Annotated in this window: 17 protein-coding genes; 10 read left to right on the forward strand and 7 right to left on the reverse strand. The window is 43.4% G+C overall.

Annotated elements, in window-relative coordinates:
* The first annotated feature begins 37 nt into the window (after positions 1-37).
* The 3 genes from KDW99_RS01845 to KDW99_RS01855 all read left to right on the forward strand — a co-directional run bounded on the left by KDW99_RS01845 (position 38) and on the right by KDW99_RS01855 (position 2,929).
* Positions 38-565: a DUF7482 domain-containing protein gene (locus KDW99_RS01845; RefSeq protein ID WP_205113214.1), complete on the forward strand. Its 528-nt coding sequence runs from the start codon at positions 38-40 to the stop codon at positions 563-565.
* 272 nt (positions 566-837) lie between these two features.
* Entirely contained in the window at positions 838-1,812 is a 975-nt protein-coding gene (locus KDW99_RS01850; protein ID WP_255827634.1) for a DUF1852 domain-containing protein, read from the forward strand.
* Between the two features lie 58 nt (positions 1,813-1,870).
* Complete coding sequence (locus KDW99_RS01855; protein ID WP_255827635.1) at positions 1,871-2,929, forward strand: methionine synthase; 1,059 nt, start codon at positions 1,871-1,873, stop codon at positions 2,927-2,929.
* 110 nt (positions 2,930-3,039) lie between these two features.
* On the opposite strand, the gene KDW99_RS01860 is transcribed toward KDW99_RS01855, so the two are convergent.
* The gene (locus tag KDW99_RS01860) at positions 3,040-3,966 is read right to left on the reverse strand and encodes an AraC family transcriptional regulator (protein WP_100186139.1); all 927 of its coding nucleotides are present in this window, start codon (positions 3,964-3,966) and stop codon (positions 3,040-3,042) included.
* A 95-nt stretch (positions 3,967-4,061) separates the two neighbouring features.
* On the opposite strand from KDW99_RS01860, the gene KDW99_RS01865 reads away from it, so the two are divergent.
* Positions 4,062-5,012, forward strand: a complete 951-nt coding sequence (locus KDW99_RS01865) for an alpha/beta hydrolase family protein (RefSeq protein WP_255827636.1) — start codon at positions 4,062-4,064, stop codon at positions 5,010-5,012.
* A gap of 137 nt (positions 5,013-5,149) precedes the next feature.
* Here KDW99_RS01865 and KDW99_RS01870 read toward each other — a convergent pair whose 3' ends face one another.
* The gene (locus KDW99_RS01870; RefSeq protein ID WP_255827637.1) at positions 5,150-6,199 is read right to left on the reverse strand and encodes a peptidase M42; all 1,050 of its coding nucleotides are present in this window, start codon (positions 6,197-6,199) and stop codon (positions 5,150-5,152) included.
* Positions 6,200-6,273: 74 nt separating this feature from the next.
* Complete coding sequence (locus KDW99_RS01875; protein ID WP_255827638.1) at positions 6,274-7,227, reverse strand: helix-turn-helix domain-containing protein; 954 nt, start codon at positions 7,225-7,227, stop codon at positions 6,274-6,276.
* 158 nt (positions 7,228-7,385) lie between these two features.
* Between KDW99_RS01875 and KDW99_RS01880 the strand changes: the two genes are divergently transcribed.
* The 5 genes from KDW99_RS01880 (at position 7,386) to KDW99_RS01900 (ending at position 13,407) form a co-directional block, all read left to right on the forward strand.
* Complete coding sequence (locus tag KDW99_RS01880) at positions 7,386-9,398, forward strand: TonB-dependent receptor (RefSeq protein ID WP_255827639.1); 2,013 nt, start codon at positions 7,386-7,388, stop codon at positions 9,396-9,398.
* A 13-nt stretch (positions 9,399-9,411) separates the two neighbouring features.
* A complete protein-coding gene (locus KDW99_RS01885; RefSeq protein ID WP_255827640.1) occupies positions 9,412-10,443 on the forward strand; it encodes a class I SAM-dependent methyltransferase in 1,032 nt (343 codons plus the stop codon).
* Positions 10,440-11,672: an MFS transporter gene (locus tag KDW99_RS01890; RefSeq protein ID WP_255827641.1), complete on the forward strand. Its 1,233-nt coding sequence runs from the start codon at positions 10,440-10,442 to the stop codon at positions 11,670-11,672. The genes KDW99_RS01885 and KDW99_RS01890 overlap by 4 nt, the downstream gene beginning before the upstream one ends.
* Positions 11,669-11,947, forward strand: coding sequence for a hypothetical protein (locus tag KDW99_RS01895; RefSeq protein WP_255827642.1), 279 nt, complete (start codon positions 11,669-11,671; stop codon positions 11,945-11,947). The genes KDW99_RS01890 and KDW99_RS01895 overlap by 4 nt, the downstream gene beginning before the upstream one ends.
* Positions 11,948-12,093: 146 nt before the next feature.
* Positions 12,094-13,407: a methyl-accepting chemotaxis protein gene (locus KDW99_RS01900; RefSeq protein ID WP_255827643.1), complete on the forward strand. Its 1,314-nt coding sequence runs from the start codon at positions 12,094-12,096 to the stop codon at positions 13,405-13,407.
* 88 nt (positions 13,408-13,495) lie between these two features.
* On the opposite strand, the gene KDW99_RS01905 is transcribed toward KDW99_RS01900, so the two are convergent.
* The 4 genes from KDW99_RS01905 to KDW99_RS01920 all read right to left on the reverse strand — a co-directional run bounded on the left by KDW99_RS01905 (position 13,496) and on the right by KDW99_RS01920 (position 17,611).
* The gene (locus KDW99_RS01905; protein WP_255827644.1) at positions 13,496-14,614 is read right to left on the reverse strand and encodes a PA0069 family radical SAM protein; all 1,119 of its coding nucleotides are present in this window, start codon (positions 14,612-14,614) and stop codon (positions 13,496-13,498) included.
* A gap of 82 nt (positions 14,615-14,696) precedes the next feature.
* Positions 14,697-15,755 carry a FecCD family ABC transporter permease gene (locus tag KDW99_RS01910; RefSeq protein ID WP_255827645.1) on the reverse strand — a complete coding sequence of 353 codons (1,059 nt, stop codon included), beginning with the start codon at positions 15,753-15,755 and terminating at the stop codon, positions 14,697-14,699.
* Complete coding sequence (locus tag KDW99_RS01915) at positions 15,752-16,735, reverse strand: ABC transporter substrate-binding protein (protein WP_255827646.1); 984 nt, start codon at positions 16,733-16,735, stop codon at positions 15,752-15,754. Before KDW99_RS01915 ends, KDW99_RS01910 begins: the two co-directional genes overlap by 4 nt.
* Positions 16,736-16,759: 24 nt before the next feature.
* Entirely contained in the window at positions 16,760-17,611 is an 852-nt protein-coding gene (locus KDW99_RS01920) for an ABC transporter ATP-binding protein (RefSeq protein WP_255827647.1), read from the reverse strand.
* A 297-nt stretch (positions 17,612-17,908) separates the two neighbouring features.
* On the opposite strand from KDW99_RS01920, the gene KDW99_RS01925 reads away from it, so the two are divergent.
* Positions 17,909-18,985, forward strand: coding sequence for an MbnH family di-heme enzyme (locus tag KDW99_RS01925; protein ID WP_255827648.1), 1,077 nt, complete (start codon positions 17,909-17,911; stop codon positions 18,983-18,985).
* Positions 18,986-19,046 lie beyond the last annotated feature (61 nt).

Raw genomic sequence — 19,046 nt, forward strand, 5'->3', positions numbered from 1 at the left:
TACTTTTTTCTATGTAAAACACTCTGGAGTGAATGGCATGTTGCGTCAATGTTTCTTAGGGATTATCTGTGTTTTGTCATTAGCTTCTTGCAGTTCTCATTCTATTCAAGATGAACAAACTCGGCAGGCTAGTGTTAGTTTGCCTTTATTACATGGCTGGCATGATGACAAAGAGGTGCTCTACATAACAACCGACGTATCAGACCAAGCGGTGGCCAAAGCCAAAAATGCCAATTATGCGCCTCGGTTACGTGATGCTGTGCCGAATTACCCGAAACCACCCCAAGTGAAAACTGTGCTAGAGCGTGTGTATGCATTTCCGAATCAAGAGCAAGCTTGGAGCGTATTTGCGTCGGTTCCAGAGCCATTAGGTTATGAAAGCCAAGACACTCATTACTCGCCACTTTGGTTGATGTACGTCGTGGTATGGAAAGATCCAAGCAAGGCAACAGAATTGACATCTGAAGAAGCGATTTTTACAGCAGAAGATCAAGGTTTGGTTACCATCGAACGAACCGATGTCGTGCTTAATTGTCCGGTCATTCCGTTTTCTCTTGTTGAATAGCACCCGATAATAGAACGCCCTATTTAGGGCGTTCTTGTCTTTGATTCTCCCCTCCTAGTCGTTATTGAAAATTCCCAATCCTGAGGCTCGTCCATCTCTTAAGATGAATGATATTCAATATATTTAAGTTTAATTCATTTTTATTCATGATTATGGTTGCGTATAAATGTACTCATAGAGTCATTAGACATATCGCCAATAATCAAAAACTGGCAAGTGAGAACAAGGAAGAGATCCTTATTTCACTTCAGAAAATAGGATACGAGGTCACCATGAGCAACGATTTTATCTTTAACATTAAGCGTATTTGCTTCGATGAAAACTACCGCCCTGCAGACAATACACGCATCACAACGAACTTTGCGAACTTGGCTAGAGGAGAGAGACGACAAGAAAATCTTCGTGACGCATTGAGGATGATTAACAACCGTTTTAATGCGCTGGCGCATTGGGATAATGCAAAGGGAAATCGTTACTCTGTTGAACTTGAAATCATTTCGGTTGATGTTGATATCGAAGGAAAAGGCCAGTCTTTTCCAACCATTGAAATCTTGAAGACGAATATTTTTGATCATCACACTGAGCAGCGTATCGAAGGTATTGTAGGAAACAATTTCTCTTCTTATGTGCGTGATTATGACTTCAGCGTCTTGCTACCAAACCACAACAAAGACCAAGCGGAATTTAGTATTCCTGATAACTTCGGTGAGTTACATGGAAAGCTCTTTAAAAGTTTTGTGACATCGGACAGCTTTAAAGAAAACTTTACTAAGCCACCTGTTATTTGTCTGAGTGTTTCCGACAATAAAACGTACCAGCGTACAGGAAATCAGCACCCAGTTCTGGGGGTAGAATATCAACCAAATGGCACCTCTTTGACCGAGCAATACTTTCAGAAGATGGGCTTACAGGTTCGATACTTTATGCCTGCAAACAGCGCTGCGCCATTGGCTTTTTATTTTGTGGGTGATTTGCTGAACGACTACACCAACCTTGAGCTTATTGGCACCATCAGCACGATGGAAACCTTCCAGAAAATCTACCGACCAGAAATTTACAACGCTAACGCGGTTGCTGGAAAGAGCTATCAACCTAACTTAAAAAACCTCGACCACTCTTTAACGCAAATTATTTATGACCGTGAAGAGCGTAGCCAATTGGCGAGTGAGCAAGGAAAATTTGCTGAGCAGAATTTCATAAAGCCATATCAAAAGGTACTTGAGCAGTGGTCTGCTAATTACGCATAAACGCGACCCTTAATGGTTATTTTTCTAACATTATATTTAATAAACGGCATTCTTTATTATGAAAACAGATATTGAAAAAACAGTTGCTAACAACACACTGCTACCGACTTCAACCGCTGGCAGCTTACCGAAGCCCACATGGCTTGCAGAGCCAGAAACCCTTTGGTCCCCTTGGAAATTGGAAGGCGATCAATTAGTTGACGGCAAACAGGATGCACTGCGCATCTCGCTTCAAGAGCAACAGCAAGCGGGTATTGATATTGTCAGTGACGGTGAACAAACGCGCCAACACTTTGTTACCACTTTTATTGAGCACCTCAGCGGCGTTGATTTTGAGAATCGTCAGACAGTAAGAATTCGTGACCGCTATGACGCGAGCGTACCTACTGTCGTTGGTCCTGTTAGTCGTATCAAGCCAGTTTTTGTTGAGGATGCTAAGTTTTTGCGTCAGCAAACCAAGCAACCGATTAAATGGGCGCTGCCAGGCCCAATGACCATGATTGATACACTTTATGATGATCATTATAAAAGCCGCGAAAAGCTTGCTTGGGAGTTTGCCAAAATTCTCAACCAAGAAGCAAAAGAATTAGAAGCGGCTGGTGTGGACATCATCCAATTTGATGAGCCCGCGTTTAATGTGTTTTTTGATGATGTGAATGATTGGGGCATCGCAACCTTAGAAAGAGCTATCGAAGGTCTTAAATGCGAAACGGCGGTGCATATTTGTTATGGCTACGGCATTAAAGCCAATACGGATTGGAAAAAGACGCTTGGGTCTGAATGGCGACAATATGAAGAAGCCTTCCCTAAGTTACAACAATCCAGCATCGATATTATTTCGCTTGAGTGTCATAACTCCCATGTACCAATGGAATTGCTTGAGCTGATTCGCGGTAAGAAAGTCATGGTCGGCGCAATCGACGTGGCAAACCATGCCATTGAGACACCAGAAGAAGTGGCTAATACTCTGCGAAAAGCGCTGCAGTTTGTCGATGCCGATAAGCTTTATCCTTGTACTAACTGTGGCATGGCGCCGCTGCCTCGTGCTGTGGCAAGAGGCAAGCTACATGCCTTAACAGCGGGTGCAGACATCATTCGAAAAGAGCTCTCTTTATAGTTCGAATTGTAAAAATCTCGTTTCAAGTTTATGTTTTGAAACGAGATTTTTTTTGCTTTCTGAATTTGCTAATTTAGGTAGGCGTGTAGCTAAAGCTAGTTTTGCTCTGTTTAAACTTCCTGTAACTTTCTCTCAACAAGACCGTCTTCAACTAAAAATTTTGACGGAGCTTGTCCTGTATGTTTGCTAAAAGCAGAGCTAAACGCACTGGCAGATTGGTAACCTATCCTTTCTGCAATGGTGGCCATAGTAAAGGTTTGGCGTCTTAAGAGGTCTTTCGCAATCGCCATACGCCATGCAATAACATATTCCATTGGTGTATAACCCACGGCTTTACTAAAGCGCTGAAAAAAGCTGGAACGAGACAATGAGGCTTCTTTGGCTAATTGATCAATCGTCCATGCCTTACTCACATCTTGATGGATTTTTCGAATTGCTATTGCAAGTCGCTCATCGGCTAAACCGACTAACAAACCAGGAACTTCTGGTGTGTCCATCTTCGTTCTAAAAGCTTCAATCAGCAGAATCTCTAATAATCTAGCCAATACAGAATCACGGCCGGGGCGTTGCGCCAAAGATTCCTCAATAACAAGCTCGACCAGCGTGGTGAGCCTTTTCGCTTCGCGGAGGTGAACAAGTTTCGGAAGAAGCGATACTAGTATTTTTGAATCAGGCGCCTCAAATTGACAATGGCCAATAAGTAAATGCGCATTCAACTCTTGCTCTGCTTCACCTACAAAATAGGTGCTAGCAGCCGTTTTAATGGGCACAGTATCGGCTTCGTCCAGTGCTGGAGCATGGCTGCTAGCTACCGTAAAAGCATGAGCTTCTGGAACAAGGACAAAATCGCCAGCGGTTAGATAAATCGGTTCATCGCCTTTTAATGTGAACTCGCAATTTCCCTCTAGCACGACACAATAGAAAGGATTACCGATTTCTTCGCGTCTAATACGCCACATGCCTGCGGCGTGGACTACCTTAGAAAAAGCGGCTTTTGGCTGCAATAGAGTCACAATACTCGAAAGAGGATCTATCATTTAAATACTATTGGTAATGTAATGTGGATTTTTCATTATATATTGTACATTCGCCTTTAGGTAGAGTTAGCACCTCAATTGCTTAAGGAGTTTTTATGAATAATCTCGTTACCGAATCTAAGAATATCCCAGAGTCTAATCGACAACTTACCCTGTCTATTAGCCCAATTACCCTAACGGTAGAAGGCCGTGAAACACCACTTGAACTTCGTATTACCCTGCCAGTAAGTGGCGATAATATTCCAATTATCTTACTTTCTCATGGACATGGGCCATCGTCGTACCTGCCTTCTAAAGATGGTTACGCCCCGCTGGTAAACTATTACGCTGAGCAAGGTTTTGCCGTTATTCAACCTACCCATGCAAGCTCAAGAGTGGGTGGTCTCGACAATACTCACCCAGATGCGCCACTTTTTCTCAATGAAAGAGTGATTGAAATGAAAACCATTTTGGACAATTTGGCGCAAATTGAGCGCGATATAGTCAGTCTTTCTGGCCGATTAGATAAGGAACGCATCGCGATCGTGGGGCATTCTGCAGGGGCGATGACAGCGGCTATGTTAATGGGCATGACGCTACCACATATACGCAGCGTATTCGATCAGCGTATCAAAGCCGGAGTCCTATTAGCGGCAGTGGGCAAAGGGGGAGATGATTTAATTGAATCAGCAAGAGAAAGGTTCCCTGAAATTAATCCAGATTATTCATCAATGACCACAAAGAATTTAGTAGTGTATGGTGATCAAGATCTTAGCCCCCACTTCACAACCCGTGGCGCAGATTGGCATACAGATTCCTATCACATGTCTCCAGCCAGTGACTTCTTATTGACGTTAATTGGTGGTAAACACGGGTTAGGTGGCATTGCTGGTTATGATGCAAAAGAAACGGATGACGAAGATCCTGATCGTCTCGCCATTACCCAAAAAATGACATCAGCGTATTTAAAATCTGCTTTATATGAGGACGACAATGCATGGGAACAAGCTTGTGAGGCTCTGAAAGCTTTTGCCAGTAAGCACGCTTATGTAGAAAGTAAAAACTGAACGCTATGAAGCTGAAGACTCCAATAACTTAAATATTTACTTTTGAGTAGATAAAAAATCCCGTTTCGAATTTATATATCGAAACGGGATTTTTGTGTGTTGCAAATAGTACCAATCAGTAAATGGTACGAAGTGAATTAAATGTTCGACACCACTTTTAGCATATCTAGAAACGCATCCACCGATTCCACCGCTGCCGATTCGTGCATGGTGTGATAGCCGATGGTGGGGATTTGAATAGTGGTGCCATCTACTAAACCATTCGACGCGGCGATAATGCGGCCAAGCTCTGTACTACCAAGGGAGCTCGGCGGCAAGCCCTGCTCAGCCCGTTTCGCGTTTTCATTTTCTACGTAACGGTTTTTATACAAATAACTGATGTTGTTTTTCTCGCACAGGTTCTTTAAAAGTTTTGTGCTGTCTTTGTTGAACGTGGCGTTGGCGTCTTTTTCCCTAAGTACCAGAAGCTGCTCGTTAGCCGCATCAAGATTCGGGAACGGGCTAGTATCAACCACAAATAAACGGTTGGTTGAACCGCCAAAACGACGGAACCACTCAAGCAAATAGCGCCAACTTTTCCCTGCTTCTTCTTGGGCAGTAAAAAAGGCCGTGCCTTTAAAACCATGATCAAAAAGATGCACCAAAGCCGCCGCTGAAATCACGTTATCGAGCTGACCTTCTAAGCGATTGTTGACTATGTGTAATTGGTCTTTAAAAGCGATTGGCGTACCGGCAACCACACCTTCTAAGCCTTCTGTTTCGAAAATCAAGTTGTTACGGAATTCACAAACGTAAGAGCTTTTAATGGTGCCTTTGCCACGGTATACGCCAGACCAAGGCTCGTAAGCGTAGATTTCTTCATGGTTGAAGCGCTCTGTGACCTTAGTCATCAATTCTTCAGACACCGAGTTGTTCAATAAGTCGGTGCGGTTTGCGGAAACAAACGCCGCGTATTGGAATTCATTTGGGCCAGTACACACCAAACCATGACGATCTATGTGCGCCGAAAACATGGTGCTAAACGGGTCGCTACCTTGGGCAACTAGCAAACCCTCGTACCAAGTGACTTTTGCCCCTCGTTCTTCCAGCTCGCGTTGTAACACGCGGAAAAATGAATGCTCTGCACCAACCACACTAGGCGCGCGAATAAGCAATTTGAGCAGATCGATAAAGTCATCACTAGGCATGCAAATAGGTTCCAAAAAAGGGGGAATCGGAACCTTGTTTATAAAGGTTAATGTGTGAATTACATAACGTTTTTTTATTTATTTTGATGTTTGTTTGAGGAGGTTAATGACTTTGGTGGGCAGCCATGAAAACGATTAAAAGCGGCACTGAAATTAGAGGGGTGTTCGTAGCCTACCGCATAGGCTGTTTGGGCTACCTGATGGCCTGATGTGAGTAATTCCCATGCCTTGTGCATTCTTGCTTCTAATAACAACTTATAGGGGCTGGTATTGTAAATGGCATGAAACCCTTGTTTAAGTTTGCTTTCACTAATTCCAATTTTTTGACAGATAAAAGCAATACTCAAAGGTTGGCTCATATGTTGAATCATGAACAGCCGAGCTTGCGCGATTTTATGTTCATCCCCAAGGCTAATACCTAGACTTTGGGGCTCGATCATAGTGTTTGTTTGAAGTCGTTCAATCTGTTCGCTAAGTAAGTTGAGCACCAGAATATTTTTTTCTAAAGGTCGTTCAGTATGATCAGATAACGCTAGATGCATCAGTCTATTGATATAGTGTTGGGTATTTTTAGACGTTTTTATATGTTGATGTTGGCGAGGTAAAGGAATTTTGTCTGCTTGAAACTCGAATGGGATTTGGTAGCGATTAAAGACACTGCCGTCCACTAATATTCTTAATTGGCTGGTGGTTTTATTCGCGGCGTACACACGTTTTCCAGAGCTGTTACCAAAGGTGGTGATGGTGGTGTAATTAGGTTCAAAAATGAAATCTTCAGTATTGTTCTGCTTTGCCTGATAACGAGAATACCCTTCTAAACCATAAGTAAGACTAAGTGTTGATGAGTCTTTTTCTATGGTGCTCTCTTCAACTAAATCTTGCGTTGGTGTGTAACGTGAATAAGCAATAGATAGCCCAGGTTCTATAATAAACCGGTCTATATAACATTCTCCTAGTTGAGAAGAAATAGCCTGTCTTTGCCAACCAGATTGAAGGTTTGTGACAGCTGTTAATGCATTTTTATTCACTAGAAAGGCCATGATTTTTCCCGCTCTTTATGCGATTTGAACGTATTGAATATGAATATTAACGAAATGAATAAGCAATCAAATGATAATCAATCTCAATTAATATTATCATCTTTCTCTATAGCGTAAAGCATTAATTACGAGAAAGAGAAAGTGAGATGAAACGAAAAACAGTATTCAAGATTGAATTAATGATCGGTGCTTTAGCACTGCTTCCTGTATCTATTCTTGCTCAAGAAGATACTGGACAAAAAAGTACGACTTTGTTACCTGAATTGATGGTGACAGCGGATAAAAAGCAGCAAACCTTATCGAAAGCAACATCGCATGCAACTGTCTACGATACCGAAGTATTGCAGCAAGATGGCGTAGATAGCTTAGCGAAACTGGAAGGTCGAGTTGCTGGTTTGAGCTTTCAACCATTTGGGCAGTCTGGTATTAACTCTCCTGTTATTAGAGGCTTGACGGCAAATTTTAATGCGCTGTCTAGTTCTACTTTGCTAATGGTTGATGGTGTACCCACGTTAACCGCTCAGGGGTTCGAAAATAATCTTGTTGATATCGATCGGGTTGAGGTGCTGCGTGGCCCGCAATCAACTGTATATGGCCACAATGCTGAAGTTGGTGTGGTTTCTATTTTTAGTAATGATCTAGTCGGGGAAGACAAGACAATGTTGGGCGTTGAAGTTGGTAGCCGAGACAAACAAAGAGTACAGCTTTCAACTAGCCAGACCTTGGTTGAAGATGAGGTCTATATCAGCTTGTCAGGGGAGTTTCTAGAGCAGGATGGTTTTATTGATAATGCCACGACGGGAAATAAGGCGGACGATAAAGAACGGCAGAACTTAAATGCAGGATTACGTTGGTTAATCTCTAACAAAACAGACGTGGTTGTTCGTTATCGCCGACAAGCCTATGACGATGATGCGATGTTATGGGGTTCACCTAGTGGAAAACGGGCCACGGTAGCATCAGCAACGGACAGCTGGAATCACTCTGTAGGTCAAACGTTCTCGATTAATGCCAATCATGAATTGCCATCAGGAGTGCGTCTTAATTCGGTCACGGCGTATAACGATTATAGAGATAAAGTACAGCAAGATACGGATTTCCAACCATCAGAAAGCACTTATATTGGTCGAGATCATCATCTTCGGACCTTATCCCAAGAGTTTCGTCTAGAGGGAAACTTAGGAGAAGCAGACTGGTTATTCGGTGCTTATTTAGAACGCCAAGATCATGATTTGCGTACGCTTTCCAAAACTTTTTTTGGTTTGAGTGATTTACAAGCCCAGCAAACGGGTAATTCCTATGCGCTTTTCACTAATTGGACAATGCCGATCAGCTCGGATCTTTCTGTTATTGCGGGTATTCGAGCTTCGCGAGACGAGGTAAAGCTAAATCCTTCTATCGCACAAGAAAAGTCTAAAAGTTGGACTGATCTAACGCCTCAGTTAACTCTAAAATACGATATTAATTCTGACCATATGCTTTACGCCAGCTATGCAGAAGGGATTCGCTCTGGTGGTTTTAATACTGTTTCTCCAGCCGTTAATTATTCATCTTATGATCCAGAAAAAAACCAAAGTTTTGAGCTCGGGTTAAAGGGCGATCTATCAGATAAACCGCTACGTTACACCCTGTCTGCCTATCATATGGATATAAAAAATATGCAAGTTACTCAGATGCCAACTGTAGGTTTGATTTATTTGACTAACGCAGCTGATGCCACTTCAGATGGTTTGGAAGCCTCTCTTGAGTATTACTTCAATGAAAGCTGGAGCACGGAAATTGGTGTGGCTTGGAATAAAACACGATTCGATCGTTTTATTGATGGTAACAATGACTATTCAGGTAATCGAAATCCTTTTGCTCCTGAAATGAATGGCCATTTATCGCTGCGTTATGAGGATGTAGGTGGTTGGTCTGTGGCAGCTAGTCTAGTTGGAAGCAGCGCGGTCTATCTTGATGCGGCGAACAAGTATCAACAAAAAGGTTATGAGCTTGTCCATGTCTCCGCGAGTTATCCACTGACTGATAAAGCGTCTTTGTCAACGTATGTTAATAATCTGCAAGACCGTCAATTTGATGCTGTTGGTTATCAAAATGGCTACGTGACAGTTTACAGCCCGCCAAGAGAATATGGCGTGAAATTCACCTTAGAGCTTTAACGGAGATATGGATATGACTAAGTTGGATTGTCATGAGTTACAAACATTTTGGGATCTGGCCGGTTCGCAAGTGAAGATAAAAGCGCTTGAAGTTGCATTATCTCGATCTTTGTTTGATGTATTGCTAGAGCCTTGCTCGATAGAAGAGATAGCCCATAAATTGGCGATGCCATCAACCAATATCAAGGGATGGATAGACCTTTTATGGAGTATGGGCTGCGTTGATACGGCTGTTGATAATAAATATATAACGAGTGCTTTAGCAAAACGTTATATGACGAGTGTTTCAGCAATGGATTGTTCGCAAGCTTTGCAATTTCGCTTTCAAACGTTAAGACACTTTACTGAACAATTTGAAGCACTACTGTATGTGCCAAAGAATCATAACGCTTTATCTTCAGCTATGGCGCCATTATGGGCAAAAGCAGCTAAAGCACAGATTTTTCAAGAGCAGCGTGCGGTGACTGTGCCAGCACTCGACCGTATCCTTGATCGTGTGCTAAACGTGACTATTGCTGAAGAAACACCACTGCATTTTTTAGATTTAGGTGGCGGACCTGGATTGGTCGCTCTGTCACTTGTACGCCACTTTCCAAACTCCACGGGCGTGTTATTTGATTTCCCTGAAACGGCAAAAGTAGCATACAAAAATGTCATAGCAGAGAAGTTGGAACATCGTATTGAAGTGCAGTCGGGTGATTTGAATAAGCAATCACCAAATGGGCAATTTGATTTGATTTGGTGTTCTTCTGTATTGCATTTTTTAGATGATGCTAATGCAGCGATAAAACGGATCTCGGCGTTACTTAAACCGAATGGCATCTTATTGATTCTTCATGCCGAGCAAACCGCTGAAAAGAAACAGTGTGAAGGTGTTTTACCCTTTTATTTACCTATGGTTATGAAAGGCAACTATCTACCAAAGCAAGGTGAAATTGTTGCGTTGTTAGATCAAAACGGGTTAGACGTTCTGCAATCAGAGGAAATAACAGACTTCCCAATGTCGTCTGTGTGGCTTTATTGTGGGAGAAAAGTACAGAGATGAAATCCCCTTACTTTTATCTCCATTGGGTTATTGGATGGTGTAATTTTACTCTGACGGCTTCATCAATTTATCTCTATCTTGGTGTGCCATTGATGATGAGAGAATATGGTTGGAGTGGTACAGATATTGGTTTGTTTCAAGTATCCGGTCTGCCAGTCATGCTTAAATTTTTAATGGCATCGCCGATTGATATTTTTCGTTTTCAGCAGTCGAACTATCTTAAATGGAGTGCATTGCTTGGTGGCGGCTTCATTTGTTGCCTGACGATGCTATCTCTAGCAGACATTGAAATAACAACTTTTAAGACACTATTTATTATTGCCGTGTGTACCACCTTGATAACGTCTTGGCTGGATGTACCTATTAACGCGTTTGCTATTCAGCGTTTCCCAGAAAATGAACGTCCTAAAACGGGCGCTATACGTTCGGCTGTGACGGCACTAGCTTCGGTTGTTGGTGGGGGGGCCATGCTATTGGTGTATGCACGCTTTGGTTGGGCGTGGCCTTTTTATATATTCGGCTTAATGGCTTTGCTTTGCGGTGTTCTGTTGTATATAGCCCATGTTCGTTATCCGCTGATAGAAAGTGAAAGTTTTAATTCAGAAAATCCCTCAACAGTTACATCACGAGGGTCGCTTTTTGTCATGTGGAAAGGCTATTTTCAACGACCCGATATGGTGATGTGGAACATTATCCTTGTGCTCTACTTTCCTTTTATTGGTGCCGCTTGGCTGTATCTTAAACCCGTTATGTTAGATCTTGGGCTGAGCATAGATAACATTGCATGGATTGCTAGTTGCAGCGGTGTGTTCGCAGCGTTATCGGGTTTTTGTTATAGCCTTTGTATTGCTCGTATATCGCCTTATCGAGCCTTATTCGCCTTTTCTGTGATGAATGTGATTGCATTGTTAGGAATGTGTCTTGCTGTCGCTATGGAGTGGTCGGATTGGCGTCTTATATGTGCTGTGTTTGTTGTGGCAATTGCGCTTGGCCTTTCATCTGGCGTGTTGTTTGGCTTGATTATGATTCACAGTCGTCCGCATTTGTCTGCCAGCGATTATGGCTTACAGACCAGCTTATTTTCTTTGTCTCGTATTTTGGTGCCTATTTCTGCTGGCATAATTCTCGATCGCACGGGGTATGTTGGCATGTTTACCTGGCTTGTAGCTGGGGCATTGGTAGCTTGCTGCCTGTCATTTTATTGGATGTTTAAAAAGGAAAAATCATGATAAACGATAAAAATAGTCAATTAGACTCATTGATGCTTAATGAACCAACAAGGCAAGAGTTAATGAAAGTTGCCCCTAAAAAATGGAAGATGATGTTGCTCGTTTGGGTGACTATTTACCCGTTGTTGAACATCTTCTTTCCTTTACTAACTCCTTATATTGGCGACTTCTCTTTACCTATCAGGCTATTCATTATGACTGTTGTTATTGTGCCAATTATGAGCTTTATTCTGGGAGGGTTGCAAAAGAAGTTTTTTGCTTGGTTGCGCAAATAAAGAGACAGGGTTGGCTGTGTAGCCTAACGTTTTTTTGTAATTAGTACAAAGCTTTTCAGAATGCTACAAAAAAACTATCGTGCTAATGGGAAACATCCGCTACTCTTTAATGCATATCTAATTGTGATTGTTAAGGGAAGCATTAAATGTTATTTGGAAACAACAAACTATTATCTAGAATTAAAGAGTTAGAAACAGAGCTTGCTTCCTTTCAAGAAACGCAAGCTGACCTTCGACAAGAAATGTTGTATTTTTCCATGACTTCAGACGGAAAAATAGTTGATGCAAATACACTTTTTTTAAAATCCAGTGGTTTTGAGAAAACTGAATTAGTAGGTAAAAACATTAAAGACTTCATTCTTGGTAAGTCTTTAGAAAAAGATCATAGTCAAAAAATGTTGTCTGCAATTAGTGGAAAAAAGCATTGGCATGGCGCTTTGCAAATAGAAAGTAGAAATGGCAAAGAGGTTTGGTATCGAGCGACGGTTCAGCCGAAAAAAGTCGCTGACGGTTCGATTATGCTGGAGTCTTATGCGACGGAACTAACGAGAACGATTTCACACTCGAAAGAAGTGGAAGACATGTTAGCGGCATTGCACCGATCATCTGCAGTAATAGAATTTAGCCTAGACGGCATTATCTTAAATGCTAACGACAATTTCTTAAAGGGCATGGGATATTCTAAAAGCCAAATAGTTGGCCAGCACCACAGAATGTTTTGTGAACCGAAAGAAGCTGAGTCGCAGGAATATAAACAGTTTTGGCAGCGACTGCGTTCTGGTGAATTTGTTTCAGATCGATTCAAAAGAATTGATAGTCACGGACATGATGTTTGGTTAGAAGCATCTTATAACCCAATACATGACGAAAGTGGCGAACTGTATAAAGTGGTTAAATTTGCTACGGTTATTACCGAACAAATGAATCGTGAGTTTGCGATTTCAGAAACCTCTCAGGTAGCTTACAATATATCTCAAAAAAGCGATCAAGATGCCATCAATGGGAAAAAAGTCATCGAGTCTACTGTCCAAACGATGAATGAATTGTCTACGCAAATGAGCGAAGCAAGCAAGGGCATCTTCGAACTGAATACTCAATCAATGAAAGTGGCTAACTTGGTTGAAAGTATTCGAGGAATTGCCGATCAAACTAATTTACTTGCGCTTAATGCCGCAATAGAAGCTGCTAGAGCCGGAGAGCAGGGTCGGGGTTTTGCTGTTGTTGCTGATGAAGTAAGGCAGCTTGCTTCTAGAACCAGTTCGGCGACAGAAGAAATTATTAGTGTGGTAGGGGACAATAAAAAACTCACAGAACAGGCAGTCTCGCTAATTGAAGAAAGTATGGAAAAGGCTCAGAAAGCCCTCGATCTTTCAACCGAAGCAGGTCATGTGATGAATGACATTCAGGAAGGCGCAAAACAAGTTGTTGATGCGGTAAGTCAATTTAACAACAAATTATAACCCTTCTGGAAGTTCACAACCGCTATGTAAATTCCCCTAAGCGTTTTTCGCTTAGGGGAATTTTTCGTTAAGTAGAGAGCCCCAGTTACTAAAACAACGTCATCTGGTCACCTTCTTTTGGCGGAACCGTAAAATGACGGCAATCGAGATAACTCAGTCGGTTGTCATCCAATCCATACTTGCGTCGCGCCACGTGAAAGCGTTGGTTAATCAAATCCGCAAAAATGCCTTCCCCTGTCATACGCTTGCTAAACCTACTGTCGTAGAACTTGCCGCCACGCATGTCCATAATACGCTGCAAAATATGCTCAGCACGTTCTGGGTAGTGCTGGTGGAGCCAATCTGCAAACAAAGGCGCAACCTCGTGAGGCAAACGCAACATGATGTAATTGATGGATTGTGCGCCAACCTCAGCACAGGCAGCAACTATTTCTTCTAGTTCGTTATCATTAATAAAAGGAATCACTGGTGCGACAAGAACCGAAACCGGAATGCTTGCTTCTCGTAAGGTTTTAATCACCTGTAAACGTGTCTTTCCAGACGCCGTTCTGGGTTCCAAAATACGCTTTAAATCGTTATTCAGTGTCGTCACGCTGATTGCCACATGGATGAGCTTTTTCTCTGCCATTTGCGTGAGCAAATCTATGTCTCTGAGTATCAAGGTGCTCTTGGAGATCAGTGAAATTGGCTGATTGTGCGCCAAAGCAATTTCTAATAATTGCCGCGTGATCTTGAGTTGTTTCTCAATCGGCTGATAAGCATCGGTATTAATACCTAATGCAATGGGTTCACAACGATAATTTGGGTGTGCCAATTCTTCTGCAAACAAAAACACCGCATTGGTCTTCGCAACCAGCTTGGTTTCAAAGTCCAATCCAGGCGACAAATCTAAATACGCATGAGTCGGACGAGCAAAACAATACACACAACCATGCTCACAGCCTTTATAAGGGTTTACTGACAGGCGAAAAGGAATATCAGGAGATGAATTACGACTAATGATGCTTTTTGCGCGTTCATAGCGAACTTCCGTCTTGGGTGATGATGTTTCCAGCAAAGCAATGGCTTCGTCATTTTCATCGACTTCCACCAAGGTAATTGCAAAGCGTCCCGCCATATTATTGGCAGTACCGCGCCCCTTGATCGGATTATTTAGAGGGGATTTCTCACCTTTTTGATCGCTGTTGTTGGTAGAAGAAGCAGACATAAAATCCCCCATAACGCTGTATATATAACCAGTATATTGGGTGTTGGGTTTCAATAAAGCAAGTTTTCTTTTGTTTGCTTATCTACAGAGACACATTACGTTTTTGCCGCATCAGGAATACAAAAGCGATGCCACCGACAAGGCCAGTAAGAATACCGATTGGCATGTCTTCGGGTGGCATGATAATTCTGGAAGCAATGTCCGCTGCGACGAGGAACAGAGCGCCGGATAACGCCGATAACGGCAGGACTTTGCGATAATCGCCACCAACCAACAAGCGTACGATATGCGGCACCATCAAGCCGACAAAGCCGATGACACCAGAAAACGCCACCGCCGCGCCAGTCAGCAGCGCGCAGACAACAATCACGATCAGGCGGAAGCGTTCGACCGGAACGCCCAAGGTGCTGGCGCTTTCATCGCCAAGTGTCATGGCGTTTAGATAACGGGCGTTGTAAATCAAATAGCCGGAACCTAATAAAAGCGTGACCAGCGGAAACCAAAGTTGCCCCCACTGAGCAAGGCCCAAGCCGCCGAGCATCCAGAATATCACCGTATGAGATGAACGGTGATCGCCCATAAAAATGAACAGATTTCCCAAGGCAGTTAGCACAAAGGCGACGGCGACACCGGCGAGAATCAAACGTCCCGCGCTGTGTGCCGAGGAAAAGTTCGCGACGGCCAAGACTAAAAACATTGCACCTAAGGCTCCAATAAAGGCAAACACGGGAACCGTAACCACGCCCAGAATCATGCCAGTGTGGAGCAAGGCGATAATCGCGCCTAACGCCGCACCAGAAGACACACCCAATAAATGTGGATCAGCCAAAGGGTTGCGAGTCACGGATTGCAGTGCCGCGCCAACAATTGCCAAGGCGGCCCCGACCATGGCGGCAAGCAGTGTGCGCGGCAAGCGAACGGCCCAGATGATGTTTTCGCGCCCCATCGACCAGTTAGGAAGCGTGTTGGTGATCGACAGTTTATGGCCGATCACGCTCCACACAGTGGACTGGCTAATGGACACGGAACCCACGCCAATCGCCACGCCCATTAATAACAGCAGCAGTATGCTTAGCATGATTAACAAAGCGGGCAGGGGAACGCGTCCCATGATGGTGAGCTTTTTCTGGCCTGCTTTCATGATGCGGTTCTAAAAGCCTCAGCTAAGCGTTTAATTGCATTAATATTACGAGGCCCCGGCGTTGCCTCGACGTATTCCAATACCACGAAATGATTGTTTTTCACCGCTGGAATATTTTCGAAGGCAGGATTGCTTCGCAAGAAATTGATTTTTTGTTCTGCGGTCACGTCGCCGTAGTTAACAATGACAATCACCTCTGGAGATCGGTCAATGACGGCTTCCCAGCCAATTTGTGTCCAGCTTTTTTGTACATCATCGACGATGTTTTTACCGCCTGCAGCTTCGATCAATGCCGTTGGCATGCCGAATCGACCTGAAGTAAAAGGCTGCTCTTCACCGGAATCGTAAACAAAGACTTTCGGTGCTGTTTTTAATGGCTTGAGATTAGCTTGGAAATTCGCAAGGTCTTGTTGATAACCTTTTACTAAGGCTTGGGCTTTTTCTTCTTTGTCAAAAATACGACCTAGGTTGAGTAAATCCACATAAAGGTCATCCATGGAAACTTTTGGTTTGTCCATGATGTGAATGCAGCTTTCGGTTAGCTCGTAAACCTTGATGCCAAGCGGTGCCAAGGTATCAGGTGTGACGCCACCGCCGACACGCATGCCGTAGTTCCAGCCAGCAAAATAAAAGTCGGCATCGGCGCCTAATAGGACTTCTTTGCTTGGGTATTTAGGCGAAAGTTCAGGTAATTCACCAATGCCATTTCGTAGCGTTGGGTCTAGGGTTTTCCAGCCAGAAACACCGGTAAAGCCGACCATGTGATCTTGTAGACCAAGGGCCAACATCATCTCGGTTAGATTCACATCGTTTGATACCGCGGCTTTGGGCGCTTGCTCAAAAGTGACCTCACGGTCGCAGCTTTGTACCGTAACAGGATAACCAGAAGCATTGGCCAAACCTGTGTGTAAAAGCCCAAGTAATGCGCCGCCAATAATTAGTGACGTGTGTTTGATGTGCGTATTGACGTTCGTTGTCATGAAAGTGTCCTGTTAATCATTCCGTTAATCATTGATGTAAAAAGAAAACCTTGGTCGTTGCGTGATGGGGTGTTCATCAATAATGGTGTCCACATCAAATACTTGTTTTATGCGTTGCTTGGTAAAGACATCATTGGGTGGTGCGCAGTCCTGCATTTCACCGTTTTGCATCACCAGTACTCGGTCAGCGTAAGCGGAGGCGAGGGCTAAATCGTGTAATGACACAATAAGCGTGCAAGGCAGTTTTGCTAATAAGGCCAACACATCAAGCTGGTGACGAATGTCGAGGTGATTGGTTGGCTCATCGAGAATAAGTACATCAGGGCGCTGCGCCAACGCTCTGGCGATCATCACTCGTTGGCGTTCACCGCCGGATAAAGAGTCAAAAGAGCGATCGGCTAAATGTGCCACATCGAGTAAGGCGAGTGCGCTATCGACGATTTGGGAATCTTCGTCGGAGCGCCCCCAAACAAGAGACTTTGGTGTCAGGCCGATTTCTACCATTTCAAAAACGCTTAGACCAAATTCACCGCCAGCGTCTTGTAACACGGTAGCGATGCGTTGGGCGCATTGACGAGGCGACAAGGACCATAAATTTTGGTCATCAAGTAAAACCGTGCCCTTGGTTGGTTTATTAGTACGATAAAGACAGCGTAATAAGCTGGTTTTTCCGGAACCGTTCGGCCCAACAATCGCCAGAAACTCGCCAGGATGAATAGTGACGGTTATTGGTTTGAGCAAGGTTTTGTCACGATAAGGCGACCAAGCGACGTCGTTCAACTGCATGCCAGCGGGCTTGCAAGCAGAAAAAAACGCGTAAGAAGTATCGTCTTGTTGGCAGTTATTAGTCGGAGTATTAATGGTTTTGTTGGTCAAGGCGAATAGAGGTCCGTAATATTTATTTTGTTATAATATAACAAAATAAGACATGGACACAATCTGCCCTTTAAAAAACCTGACTATACGGAAGGACGATTGGCTCAACAAGGCCTGTTGGCTGGTGAATTTTCATCTTCACATGTGGGAATTGAATATTGTCTAGATTCTTGCTCAGAACTTGGTGCTTAGGTGTTTCCTAGCTAAACTTTTAAATACTTTAGGGCGATGTTTTCTTTCTTTATTAAGAAGACTTGTTTGTACCTTCCTTAACTTAGGAATCAGGAGGCGATAAAGATGGCGTATCGTGCTTATCTAGTGTGCTTTTTATTGCATCCGTTTGTTTTGTTTGCTGGAAGTTATCAATGGGATTTGCCTAATTGGATGACGCCTCCGCTGGTGCCTGCTGATAATCCAATGAGCGTAGAAAAAGTTGAGCTAGGCCAGCGGCTTTTTTATGACGCCAATTTGTCTGGCCCAGGTTACATGTCTTGTTCAACTTGTCACATGCCTGAACATTCTTTTTCAGAGCCAAGATCCGTTTCTGTTGGTGTGACTGGGCAGTTTCATAATCGCAATGCCATGGCGATTGTGAATGTGGCCTATATGAAAACACTGACTTGGGCGAATCCTAAGGAAGTGCGTTTAGAAGACCAAGCTAAGGTGCCTCTTTTCGGCATTCATCCGATAGAAATGGGCACTAAAGGCCAAGAAGGCAAGGTTATCTTGTTTCTACAACGAGACCCTATTTATCCAGGCTTATTTAAAAAAGCCTTTTCCGATCAAGATGACCCAATTAGTTTCGATACAATTACCAAAGCGTTGGCGTCTTTTGAACGTACTTTAATTAGTTATCAATCCCCTTATGACGATTACAAATACAATCATAATGGCAGCGCCATTAGCGAGGATGCCAAGCGTGGTGAAGCGTTATTTTTGAGCGCTAGACTGGGGTGTTCTGGCTGTCATTCTGGCGTGCATTTCTCCGATGCTACGAAAGCGTCAGCTTTTCATAATACGGGGCTTTATAACCTAGACGAACAAGGCGCTTATCCAAAAGGTAATCAGGGCTTGTATGAACATACTGGACAAAGTTCAGACAGGGGACGATTCAGAACCCCGACCTTGCGCAACATCGGCAAAACAGCTCCCTATATGCACGATGGCTCTATCGCGACGTTAGAAGAAGTATTAGATCACTATGGCGCTGGTGGACGTGCCGCATTACAGGGAAGCGCTTCTCCCTTGATATCCGAGAAAATCCATAAATTTGTCTTAACGGCCAATGAAAGACGTCAAATGATTGCCTTTTTAACGAGTCTTACAGACGGCGAATTCATAGAAAATCCGCGCTTTACGACCCCATTTAGATAGCATGAAAGAGACAAAAACCGTCGTAATCGATGATTAAGACGGTTTTTTAGGTTTTAAGAAG

It is taken from the genome of Marinomonas rhizomae, from assembly GCF_024397855.1.
Lineage (GTDB): Bacteria > Pseudomonadota > Gammaproteobacteria > Pseudomonadales > Marinomonadaceae > Marinomonas > Marinomonas rhizomae_A.